This window comes from Aeromonas sp. DNP9, assembly GCF_001728955.1.
Classification (GTDB): Bacteria; Pseudomonadota; Gammaproteobacteria; order Enterobacterales; family Aeromonadaceae; genus Aeromonas; species Aeromonas veronii.
The window spans coordinates 1-8559 of sequence record NZ_LYSQ01000051.1; the positions used below are offsets into that span (position 1 = coordinate 1).

The following is an 8559-nucleotide window of genomic DNA, read 5'->3' on the forward strand; positions in this document are numbered from 1 at the left end:
CTCGATAAAAAAGGCCATCTCTTGCGAGGTGGTCCTTTCCAAACGTTTGGTGATGGGACACTCGCTCGCCACCGGAAAGTAGTATGAATGTATGCAAAACAGGATACGCCTGATCTTGCGTACCGGAGCGAAAGGTTTGACCGAGCTGCATCCTACCTCAAAACTCTCCCAGAACAACCGCAGGACTTGCTATCTTCCCGAAACAGAGCATTCATGGGCTCCCATTCACCACAAGGAGTTCACCATGATGACCACCACCCATTTTGACCAACTGCAGCTTGCCAGCCGCTGGTGCTTGTCAACAGCGCCCTTTGAACGCTGGCCCCCGAACGGTACTGGATCAAGCTACATCCGGCTGCCTGGCAAAGTCATCTATCGCCTGTGCGACATCGAAGCTTATGAAAACGAGTGTCTAGTGCCATCTACTGCCGAGTTCTACAAGTCAAGACGAAATATGATTGCTGACAACTTGAAGTACCCCACCGAACAAAATCATCGCCAAGCCTAACTTTGACAGGCAGCAGCATTACAAAGTACCTCCACAACCTGGTCTTGCTGCTCATCCGACAAGCCAACCCACAGTGGTAAGCGGACCAACCTTTCAGACTGCTGATTCGTGACATCCAAGCCGCCATGCGGCCGACCATAACGCTTCCCGGCAGGGGATGAATGAAGCGGTACGTAGTGGAAAACCGACCAGATTTCATTGCGCTTGAACGAATCAAGGACCTTTTGACGGTCTAATTCCGGCGCCAGGAGAATGTAGAACATGTGGGCATTGTGTTCACAGTCATCTGGAACAATCGGTCGCCTAAGTATTCCCTTGGCTTCAAGGGGTTCCAGAAGCTCATGATAACGCTGCCAGCTTACCAGCCGCTTTTGGGTAATTCGATCCGCGTCCTCAAGTTGCGCCCAAAGGAAAGCAGCAATCAGCTCCCCGGGCAAGAACGACGAGCCCACCTCTTGCCAAGTATACTTATCGACTTCTCCCCTGAAAAATCGACTTCGGTCGGTACCTTTTTCGCGGATGATCTCTGCGCGAAGGCTCATGTCGGGGCTATTGACGAGCAACGCACCGCCTTCTCCCGAGATCACGTTTTTTGTTTCGTGGAAACTGTAGGCTCCGAGATCACCAATGCTGCCGAGGGCCCGCCCTTTGTAGGTTGACATCACCCCCTGTGCTGCATCCTCAACGACCTTCAATTCATGCTTCTGGGCGATGGCCATAATCGTATCCATCTCGCACGCCACTCCCGCGTAATGCACGGGAACAATGGCGCGGGTACGTGGTGTAATGGCGGACTCAATCAGCCGTTCGTCCAAATTCAGAGTGTCTTCTCTGATATCGACAAACACGGGAACCCCACCACGAAGCACAAAGGCATTGGCGGTAGATACAAAGGTGTATGACGGCATGATGACCTCGTCGCCGGGCTGAATATCCAGCAATAAAGCAGCCATCTCGAGTGCCGCCGTGCAAGAGTGAGTAAGCAGACCCTTATTACATCCAGTCTGCTCCTCCAGCCATGCATGACAGCGTTTGGTGAAAGGCCCATCGCCGGCCAAGCTACCATTGAAGTGCGCTTCAGCGATGTAGTACAACTCCTTGCCTGTCATGTGAGGCCAGTTGAACGGGATGCGGTTGTTTGTCTTTTTCATACTCTCTCCAAGGCCTTTCTTCGATACCCCTGTCAGGACTTAACACTTGTCAGCAAAGAGGAAGCAAAGGACAAAAGTAGCTGAAACACAAAAATCCAGGGCAAACTGATATTTTTGGGGGGGGGGATTTCGGTTAAATTTGAATTAGCCACGAGCCGCTACTACCGTCCCGAGAACAATCAATCCAACCCCTAGTGCTTTTTGCATGCTCATTGGTTCACTTAAAAGCCAGCCACTTAACAGCAAAACTACGACGAAGTTTAGGCTCATGAAGGGGTAGGCATGACTCAAATCAAATTTCGTCATAGCAGCCATCCATGCAAGAGATGCCAAGAATGCAGCTGCGAAACCTGAAAATATCGCCGGATCGAAGAGAAGCCCGAGTAGAAATTTGAGCTTATCTACCAACTCTGAGGGTAGCGGACCAAACTGCGCAATTCGCCATTTGAGAATTATCTGTCCATAGACTGTGAAACCCAAAGTGGCAAAGATGTACAGGTAGTCAAAATAGCGACTCATGAGCACCCCTCAAGAACAGCCAAACCAAACCCTGTTTTCCCGTAACCATTGCCGTTGTAAAGCATATATCGAGATCCATCATGGTCAAACACAAAAGGATACTCAATCATTTCAGAATCCCAACCGAACTCCGACACATCAATTCGACAATCGGCGTCTAGCCTCTGCCAGTGGATGCCATCTAGTGACTCAGCATAACCAATACGATATGCAGAACCTCTATGAGAAAACCACATCTTCCAGCAGCCCCCGTCGCGAATAACAGAAGGTCTGGAAATGGCATATTCCGAGTCATCAGAATAGTCTATTGCCACAACCCCTTCCCGTATCCACGAAACCCCATCGATTGATTCAGCGTACTTAATGTGATATCGGTGCTCAGGTTTTCCATTTCGTATTTTCCAGTCGGTGCATGAGAGATACCACATGCGCCATTTGTCAAGATCAGGCAATACACAGCAGCTGGCAACGAAGTGAGGTTCAGTCATCGAACGATCAACAACTGGACCTGGTGCATACCTTTTGAATTCCCCAACATGCTCGCTTATAGAGAGACCGATGGAATTTCTAAATGGCACAGTCACACCCAAATTCCATCCGATGTAGTAGAGAAATCGCCTGCCATCGTGCTGGGCAAGCCAAGTGGCCATCGCTCCACTATCGTCGAACTCACCTAAAGCACCAGGGCCGAGCACTGGACTATCCGATAACTCAAGGATTTCCTGTGGTCTGGTTATGTCTATTAATAGATATCCGGTAAAACTTTGATTATCTTTATTCCTTGAGCTGAAATAGATCTTAAACAAATCCCCTTCGATATGCTCCGCAATAGGAACAGCAGCATGAGAGTACATCCATTCGTTTTGACCTGACGGACAATAAATCTGCCCAAGCTTTCTCCAGCTGTGTTTCATATGCCCCTCAGCTTTGTACTGGGCACCTTTGAACGTTCGGTAGTTGTGCCAATATAGACCCCTTCGGGTGCCGCATCTGCGAGCAGTAGCGCTCCAGCACCGACAACACATCTATCCCCGATTTTGATGTGATCACGTAATGTCGCGTTCACGCCTACGAAACACTGCTCACCAATTTCTACCCCACCCGAGATGACCACATGCGATGCAATAAAGGTGTGATCAAGAATTACTGAATGGTGGCCGATATGGTTACCGCTCCACAAAGTCACGTTGTTGCCTATCGTGACGAACGGCTGAATGGTGTTGTCTTCAAAAATGAAACAGTTTTCACCGATTCTTCCTTCATTGAGCACTGTTGCACGCGAACTGATGAAGCTCGCCAGTTTGTAACCCATCTCCTTTGCTGCGAGAAACTTTTCTTTACGGACTGCATTCAGCTTCGAGTAACTCAGTGCAACAAAAAAATCATAGGAATCGGGCGGATAGTTTTTAGCGACAGCCTCAAACGCGACAACCGGCAAGCCGCAAAACTCAGATTCCTTGATGTAGTTTGCATCTACCGTAAAGGCAACAACTTCGTAATTGGAGTCCGTACTGAAGTAGTAGTGTGCGAGTTGCGCGATATCACCAGAGCCAAAAATTACAAGCGCTTTTTTCATGGTATCTTCCTCACCAGAATCGTAAACTCATAAAGTCCATAATCATGAAGCAATGCGACTTGGCGGGAATAGCGACGTTTGCACAAATCAAACAAGCGACATGGGTCCGCGTAGTAGAGGTAGTCGCGTTTTTTATCCTCGTCTGAGTATGAGGTCAGGCAGTTGAACGCGAATCCAAGACTGCTGGTTCGGTCAAGAACGTCCAAGGTGGCCTGTAGATAATCAAACCACTCTGCATCCGAGCGCCCCAGTCGCACATTAAAAATACCACTTGCCAAGCCATAGTCAGCTACTCCGTTTGGCTCTGTCGCGGTGATGAAACGAGTTTGATCGGTAGTAGCATGCCGTTGCTCTGCCACTTTGATCATTTCTTGGGAAACATCCACCCCAAAATATGTGCAGTTTGCGTGCTTGTCTCGCAGATAATCGAGCAAGGCGCCGTAGCCGCAACCCAAGTCGTTCAGGGAAAAATTTGGCGACTTGGGGTCAATGATTTTGCACAATTGCGCAAACCTGACCATCTGGCTTTCTTCACCATTCCAGTCGACTCCACGAGGCGTATCGCCATGTTCCGCAAGTTTTTCAGCGTAATAAGTTGCAACCTCGTCGAGCAGACTAGTCTTGTCGTTTTGCATAAATCTGCCTCACGATGGTATATGGACGCTGCTTGGTTTCAGAAAATATCTTGGATAGGTAGATTCCCACGACACCGATAAAGGAGATGACCATACCTCCAAGGAGCCAAATAGAGGCCATGACTGATGTCCATCCGCTCATGGGTTTTGCAAGGAATAGCCAGTACGTAACCAGATACACGATGTAAGCTAGAGCAAACAGCGAGATCGCTACGCCGATGTAAAAAATGCCGACCAGCGGAGCATTGCTGAATGACGTCACCGAGTTGACCAGCAATGACATCTTCCGGCGAAAGGTGTAGGTGGTTTCACTGGTATGGTGCTTCTTGATTACCTGAGGGCGCTGGTCGAAACCGGTGATGTGCCATAGGCCCGCCATAAAAACCTCGCGCTCCTGATGACATAACAGCGCATCAATATAGCGCCTCGCCATCAGCCGAGTGGTTACTACGTTTTCTGGTAGCGCTAGTCCCGTTAGCGCTTTGAAGATGCGATAAAACCACTGACCGCTCCAACGCTCAAACCAGTTTCCTTTTCTGCGCTCCTGGACTCCGTAAACCACATCACAGCGTTCTTGGTTCATCTGCCGCGCAAACGCCTCAAGCCACTCTGGATCCTCTTCAAGGTCGCTATCGATGAGAAAAACCAGCTCTCCTTTGGCGTGTGCCAATCCCGTCATCATAGCCTTGTGATGCCCAAAGTTACGGGACAAATCAACTACAACAACATGTGAATCCTGTTCGGTGAGTCTGATAGCCAGGTCCAAGCTATTGTCTGGTGATCCATCATTCACAAGCACAATTTCATAATCGTCTTCAACCATCCGCTTTGCACTAGCGCTCGCACGTTCGTGAAACTCGCTTATATAAGGAGCAGACTGGTAGAGAGTTGCAACTATTGAAAGCTTCATGCCACATACCTCATGTACCGAGGACTGTCATTGCCACAGTTAAACAAAAGATCAAGGATTGTGACGCCATGAGTGAACTCGCCCCAAAGCTGTGGGTACGCGGGGTATCCGGCGTAATCGAACCAGGTCAGCTTAATCCTCTGATCCGAAAAAACCTTTTCATCGACATAGTACTTGGCTGCCGGTCCCGAGATGTACTCAGTGCCACCAGCTTGCACACACAGATTTGCGAGCCGCTCCGTCTTCCCATCAAGCAGCGTGTAATCCCAAGAACTTGTAATGGTGGTTTTTATTGCCAGGTAATTGCAGATAGCTTCGATAAAGCGACGGTTGAGTTGCGAAATGTGAGTGAAGTTTTGTTCAAGGTACAGCGGCTCCAACCATGAAGCGATTTCCGAGAAATGGGGGGCTCGGCGATAGTTCTGTGCCAATGCTTTCCAATGTGCAGCGGCCCAATCAGTGCCTTCAATCTCAGTCTCTCTGATTTTTTGGTGGTACTTACCTTTCACCAGAACGGGAACCGTTAGCCACTGAACCCCTTGGGGCGTTTTGATTTGATTTCGATTGCGCCAGTCGCGGCGCGTGTACTGCATGTCGTCGTAAAGAATGAATTCATCGACAGCTGCAATCATGTCGAAGTAGCCCTTCCACGGTATGTAGTTGGACTGCAAGATGGCGACTTTTTTCATTACCTCTTGCCTCGGGCTTTGAAAATTTGGTAAGCAGGGTTCTGAGAAGCTTCTATCGGATCGAAATTATCCAGAATAAACCGATTAGTCAACGGGTGTGTGTTTTTGAATCGCAGTTCTTCACGGCCATCAAGCGGCAAGTCAAAAACGAATATAAAACCCGGATTGGCGGCCTTGATACGTTCAATTTCTCGATGTTCAAATGCCTCAGAGCGTGGAAAAAGGGCATAAATTTCCCACATCGGCGAGCTGCGCTCTAGCAAGGCATATGCGCCAGGCCAAAATGGTGTCGCGACAAAACTTCGCCCATTTGGAGCAAACTCCTCGGCAAGCTTTCGAAGTAGCGCGATATCGTTTGCTGTACCAGGGTCAACTTTAAGCTGACTCCCAGAAATTTCGACAGATACACATTGTTTGCTCGCAAGGCAATACCATCCAGGGTGAAAAATGTGCATTACCCACAAGCTTGACCCACAGAGCACCAGTGCGAGAGGCCATTTGAGCCTTGCTGCGGAAAGGGACAGCAGAACGAAACTACCAACTATCAGAGGAAAGACACCATGTGCCAGGTGGCCAACATCAGCTCGTGATAAAGCATAGTGAGCGTAAGGGAGGGCAAGAAATGCCGATGCAACCAACACCGGGGATACTGCCTCGTTTCTGAATTTTCGGTACACAACCCAAGCTAAGGAAAGTCCAGCAAATACTAGGGTTCCTATGAAGAACAGCCCAATCAAAACTCCTCGCACGGCTTCACCAAATGAGGCTGTAGAAAAGTTAACTGTCCACGGCCATGGGATCGGTATCGGTAGATTGGTTGCTTTGTGTTCGAACAAGAATCGAACACTTTCCCAGAAAGCAACACCGAATCCGGGTATAAGAAGCATCATCAAGATGATGGGTGAAAAACCTATCACCACACCAGCACCCCAAAATACAACCGCTTTTAGAAAACCGATACTTGACTGATTTTTTATCGAGAGCCAAGCGATAACGCCGAGGCTACTTAATGCCCCATAAACACCATGATTTCGACCAAAAACAGCAATCAATCCGACGCAAGCGCCCGCCACTAGGTAGCGTTTTGAAACCGGACTTGCAATAAGGTAAGCAAGAACCCCAATAAGCAAAATGGAGATAGAAATATCAAAAAGCTTGTGCCGGGGGAACATCCATACAGCCAGAGTGATTACTGCAAGAAGAATAAAAACGACATCGCCCTTGCATTTTAGTCGCTGTGATTGTGTTATTAAAAATAGCCCAACAAACAATCCCAGCGTCTGGAATGCGGCTACTGCAGCCCTCAAGCTCATGATACCGCTGTCGCCAAACAGGCTTACGAGCGCAGCCGTCCAATAATATCGCCCGGGGTCATAGGCCATGAAATCTCGAATTGGAACCTCACCCAGCAAGACACGCTGGACGCCATACCAAAGGAAACCCTCATCCCATAGATTAAATCCTTTGTTGCCCTGCCAATTATATGAAAGGAAAACTATAAAGCCTGAAATTGCCAAGGTGTAAAGTGCAATATAGCTATTCTTTTGTGTCACTTGGTTCATGCCGCCAACTTGCGATAAAAATGGCATTTTAATCTGTGACAGGGGGGGGCGTCACCCTTTTGGCAACTTTCTCACGATCGGCAAAGCCCTAGAAGCTTTTTACCAGACAGTACACGTGAGTCGCCGTCGCCTTCTCCCAAAGGGTACGCTCTCCGCACGTGCCATCCAACTGTGTTGTAGGGCTTGGGCAGAGCGCATCGCAGCCCATTCCGTTGATAATAGTTTGGTGTGCAGCATCTTCAGTGCTGAGGGGGCTTGCTCCGGCCCTCGCTAGGAAAGGGCACGGATCGCCATGCCGGCCGGACGCACCCGTTATAAGGTGGCACAGTCTGAACGACCGGATATTCCCAATCTGCTGGCCCGAGAATTTGATGTCCAGCAACCCAGTCAAGTGTGGTGTGGCGATATCACCTACGCCTGGGCCAGTGGTCGTTGGCATTACTTGGCTGCGGTTCTTGACCTTCATACCCGCCGGGTCGTGGGCTGGGCGATGTCTGACAAGCGATGCAGAGCAGGCCCTCAACGCACTGGAGATGGCCTATCAACAGCGGGGTTGCCTATCCGGTGTGCTGTTTCATTTCGACCTGGGTAGCCAATATGGCTGTCGGGCATTTCGGCAACGACTGTGGCTCAATCGCATGACCCAGAGCATGAGCCGGCGTGGTAGCTGTTGGGATAATGCCCCGATGGAGCGGTTGTTCAGAAGTCTTAAAACGGAGTGGATGCCGACTATGGGATACATGAGCCTGCGGGAGGCAAGATATCAGCTATTACCTGATGGTTCACTACAACTGCCAGCGTCCACATCAACACAATGACGTGATACCGCCAGCAAAAGATGAGATTCGGCCTAACCAAGAGCGCAGATTTAGTTGACCACTACAATTATAGTACTAGTGAAGCTGGTTTTAGGCGACTACCTCAGACTTCATCGGACAACAAAAAAGCCGCAAAGCCTTACGCTATGCGGGTTTCTTGGACTTCGTTGGTCACTGTTGGACCGGTATTT

Annotated in this window: 9 protein-coding genes and 1 pseudogene; 2 read left to right on the forward strand and 8 right to left on the reverse strand. The window is 49.3% G+C overall.

Translation table 11 applies throughout. The annotated features are described in order from the left end of the window. The first annotated feature begins 244 nt into the window (after nt 1-244). On the forward strand, nt 245-508 hold the full coding sequence (locus A9G06_RS20945) for a hypothetical protein (RefSeq protein ID WP_069556512.1): 264 nt from the start codon (nt 245-247) through the stop codon (nt 506-508). Here A9G06_RS20945 and rffA read toward each other — a convergent pair. From rffA to A9G06_RS20985, 8 genes are all read right to left on the reverse strand, one after another. Further along, entirely contained in the window at nt 505-1659 is a 1155-nt protein-coding gene (rffA, locus tag A9G06_RS20950; protein WP_069556513.1) for a dTDP-4-amino-4,6-dideoxygalactose transaminase, read from the reverse strand. The two genes, A9G06_RS20945 and rffA, sit on opposite strands and share 4 nt — an antisense overlap. A gap of 144 nt (nt 1660-1803) precedes the next feature. Continuing rightward, on the reverse strand, nt 1804-2178 hold the full coding sequence (locus A9G06_RS20955; RefSeq protein ID WP_069556514.1) for an EamA family transporter: 375 nt from the start codon (nt 2176-2178) through the stop codon (nt 1804-1806). Next, the gene (locus tag A9G06_RS20960) at nt 2175-3092 is read right to left on the reverse strand and encodes a hypothetical protein (RefSeq protein WP_069556515.1); all 918 of its coding nucleotides are present in this window, start codon (nt 3090-3092) and stop codon (nt 2175-2177) included. Before A9G06_RS20960 ends, A9G06_RS20955 begins: the two co-directional genes overlap by 4 nt. Beyond that, the gene (locus tag A9G06_RS20965) at nt 3089-3754 is read right to left on the reverse strand and encodes an acetyltransferase (protein ID WP_069556516.1); all 666 of its coding nucleotides are present in this window, start codon (nt 3752-3754) and stop codon (nt 3089-3091) included. Before A9G06_RS20965 ends, A9G06_RS20960 begins: the two co-directional genes overlap by 4 nt. Then, complete coding sequence (locus A9G06_RS20970; RefSeq protein ID WP_069556517.1) at nt 3751-4389, reverse strand: class I SAM-dependent methyltransferase; 639 nt, start codon at nt 4387-4389, stop codon at nt 3751-3753. The genes A9G06_RS20965 and A9G06_RS20970 overlap by 4 nt, the downstream gene beginning before the upstream one ends. After that, nucleotides 4370-5299, reverse strand: coding sequence for a glycosyltransferase family 2 protein (locus A9G06_RS20975; RefSeq protein WP_069556518.1), 930 nt, complete (start codon nt 5297-5299; stop codon nt 4370-4372). The genes A9G06_RS20970 and A9G06_RS20975 overlap by 20 nt, the downstream gene beginning before the upstream one ends. Next, entirely contained in the window at nt 5296-5988 is a 693-nt protein-coding gene (locus tag A9G06_RS20980) for a WbqC family protein (protein WP_069556519.1), read from the reverse strand. The genes A9G06_RS20975 and A9G06_RS20980 overlap by 4 nt, the downstream gene beginning before the upstream one ends. Next, complete coding sequence (locus A9G06_RS20985; RefSeq protein WP_069556520.1) at nt 5988-7550, reverse strand: hypothetical protein; 1563 nt, start codon at nt 7548-7550, stop codon at nt 5988-5990. Before A9G06_RS20985 ends, A9G06_RS20980 begins: the two co-directional genes overlap by 1 nt. A 310-nt stretch (nt 7551-7860) precedes the next feature. Here A9G06_RS20985 and A9G06_RS21785 point away from each other — a divergent pair. Further along, nucleotides 7861-8426 (forward strand): annotated as a pseudogene (locus A9G06_RS21785) (IS3 family transposase); the annotation flags it as partial. Nucleotides 8427-8559: the final 133 nt, after the last annotated feature.

Excerpts from the sequence above, each read along its gene's own strand:
- A9G06_RS20945 (WP_069556512.1), top strand. The coding sequence starts at position 245 with ATGATGACCACCACCCATTTTGACCAACTGCAGCTTGCCAGCCGCTGG.
- rffA (WP_069556513.1), bottom strand. The coding sequence starts at position 1,659 with ATGAAAAAGACAAACAACCGCATCCCGTTCAACTGGCCTCACATGACA.
- A9G06_RS20955 (WP_069556514.1), bottom strand. The coding sequence starts at position 2,178 with ATGAGTCGCTATTTTGACTACCTGTACATCTTTGCCACTTTGGGTTTC.
- A9G06_RS20960 (WP_069556515.1), bottom strand. The coding sequence starts at position 3,092 with ATGAAACACAGCTGGAGAAAGCTTGGGCAGATTTATTGTCCGTCAGGT.
- A9G06_RS20965 (WP_069556516.1), bottom strand. The coding sequence starts at position 3,754 with ATGAAAAAAGCGCTTGTAATTTTTGGCTCTGGTGATATCGCGCAACTC.
- A9G06_RS20970 (WP_069556517.1), bottom strand. The coding sequence starts at position 4,389 with ATGCAAAACGACAAGACTAGTCTGCTCGACGAGGTTGCAACTTATTAC.
- A9G06_RS20975 (WP_069556518.1), bottom strand. The coding sequence starts at position 5,299 with ATGAAGCTTTCAATAGTTGCAACTCTCTACCAGTCTGCTCCTTATATA.
- A9G06_RS20980 (WP_069556519.1), bottom strand. The coding sequence starts at position 5,988 with ATGAAAAAAGTCGCCATCTTGCAGTCCAACTACATACCGTGGAAGGGC.
- A9G06_RS20985 (WP_069556520.1), bottom strand. The coding sequence starts at position 7,550 with ATGAACCAAGTGACACAAAAGAATAGCTATATTGCACTTTACACCTTG.